Below are 2,036 nucleotides of genomic sequence, written 5' to 3'. Positions count from 1 at the left end.
TCTACGTAGGACTCTCCACCGGCACCACCTTCAACCCCAGCACCAAATGGCACGACTACTTCGGCCTCAACGGCGAAACCACCCTCTGACACGTCCCGCGTAGACGAAGGAAAGCTCCGCGCCGCCACCCGGCGCGGTCCCATCCCCGATGGAGGATCCATGGACAACATCCCTGCCGTCCGTCAGTCCGTCAGCCGCCGACGGCTGCTGACCGGCGCTGCGGGCGTCGCCGCCGCGGGCGCGTTCGGCGGTGCCCTCGCCGCCTCCGGGCCGGCTGCCGCCGCCGGTGACGGCCACGGTCTGCACATCGTCGCGCACGAGAACTACGGCCGGCTCCAGTACTACCGGTTCGCCACGGACGCCATCGAGTGGGACCCGGCGGTCAACGTCCTGCTGCCCGACGGCTACCACACCAGCGGCAAGCGCTACCCGGTGTTGTACCTGCTGCATGGCGGGAATTCAGACTTCCGGGAGTTCCACATGCACCACAACATCATCAACCTGACCGCCGGCAGGGAACTCATCGTCGTCATGCCGGACGCCTCCACCGGGTGGTACTCGAACCCGGTCAGCAGCAACACCGGGCCCCGCAACTGGGAGACGTTCCACATGGCGCAGCTGCTGCCGTGGATCGAGTCGAACTTCCGCACCTTCCCCGAGTACAACGGCCGCGCCGTGGCCGGCTTCTCCATGGGCGGTTTCGGCGCCCTCAAGTACACCGCGAAGTACTACGGGCACTTCTGCTCGGTCAGCTCCCACTCCGGCCCGGCCAGCCTGCGTCGGGACTTCGGGCTCGTCGTGCACTGGGCCAACGCGACCTCCGCCGCGCTGGATCTCGGCGGCGGCACGGTCTACGGCGCGCCGTTGTGGAACGAGGCCCGGGTCAGCGCCGACAACCCGGTGCAGCGCATCGAGAGCTACCGCAACAAGCGCATCTTCCTGGTCGCCGGCACCTCTCCGGACCCGGTCAACTGGTTCGACACGGTGAACGAGAACCAGGTGCTCGCCGGCCAGCGGGAGTTCCGGGCGGCCCTGGGGAACGCCGGCATCCCGCACGAGTGGCGGGAGGAGCCCGGCGGCCACTTCTTCCGGCAGCACATCTTCGCCCAGGACCTCAACGGGATGCTCGCGCGCCTGCGCCGCGCCGGCTGATTTCCCGGCTGACGACGCGCCGCCAACGCACCCACGGCGACGCGTCGTCAGCCGTACCGGCACACCGCTGCCGGATCGGTGCCTTCGGCCCGGCAGCCGGTCCTTTCCGCGCGCGACGAGCCCCGCCCGGGCCCTGACGGTGCGCGACCCACCCGTCCGACTCTTCCCTGACCGGAGTCACCCATGTCACGGCATTCGAGGAGCAGGGTGCGTCGCATCCTGGTCTCCCTACTCACCCTGGCGGTCGGCGTACTGACCGGGGCGGTGGCGACCTCTTCTCCCGCGCTCGCCGCACCGAACTTCAAGGCCCCGTTCCCGTGCGGGCAGCGGTGGACGTACGGACACCACAGCGCCGAGGTCCGACTGGCCCTGGACTTCGTGCGGGCCGACGGAGGATCCACCGCCGGTACGCCACAGCTCGCCTCCGCCGCCGGCGTGGCCCGGCGGTACTCGCAGCCGAGCGGCGCCGGCAACTACATCGTCATCGACCACGGCGGCGGATGGACCACGTACTACTTCCACCTCAGCTCCTACTCCGTGCCCGACGGGGCGTACGTGCAGCAGGGCCAGCAGATCGGCACCACGGGCAGCACCGGCAACTCGTCCGGGGCACACATCCACTACGAGCAGCTCTACAACGGCGTCGGGCAGACGATCGTGATCAACGGGATGTCGCTGGCGCCGTATCCCGGCCAGTACAACCAGAAGTACCTGGTCAGCGACAACTGCGGATCGTCACCGTCGGGTGGTCGGTATCTGGCGGGTTCGCCGACGGACTTCACCGGCGACGGCAAGGACGACATCGTCGCCTTCACCCAGGGCACCCTCAACGACGTCTACGTCTCCACCTCCACCGGCAGCACCTTCGCCGGCACCTCCGTCAA

At 69.0% G+C, this 2,036-nt stretch carries 2 protein-coding genes; both read left to right on the top strand.

Annotated features, from left to right (window positions below):
- The first annotated feature begins 159 nt into the window (after window positions 1-159).
- Complete coding sequence (locus tag ACGFIG_RS30725; RefSeq protein ID WP_393008877.1) at window positions 160-1,152, top strand: alpha/beta hydrolase; 993 nt, start codon at window positions 160-162, stop codon at window positions 1,150-1,152.
- Window positions 1,153-1,368: 216 nt separating this feature from the next.
- Window positions 1,369-2,036, top strand: a 668-nt coding sequence (locus tag ACGFIG_RS30720) for a M23 family metallopeptidase (RefSeq protein ID WP_393008879.1), incomplete at its 3' end; no start/stop codon positions are given.

Origin of the sequence: Micromonospora sp. NPDC049048 (genome assembly GCF_043197615.1) — a bacterium.
Taxonomy (GTDB): Bacteria; Actinomycetota; Actinomycetes; order Mycobacteriales; family Micromonosporaceae; genus Micromonospora.
The sequence above is the reverse complement of the archived record's forward strand: the minus strand, read 5'-3'. Positions and strand labels throughout refer to the sequence as shown.

Excerpts from the sequence above, each read along its gene's own strand:
- ACGFIG_RS30725 (WP_393008877.1), top strand. The coding sequence starts at position 160 with ATGGACAACATCCCTGCCGTCCGTCAGTCCGTCAGCCGCCGACGGCTG.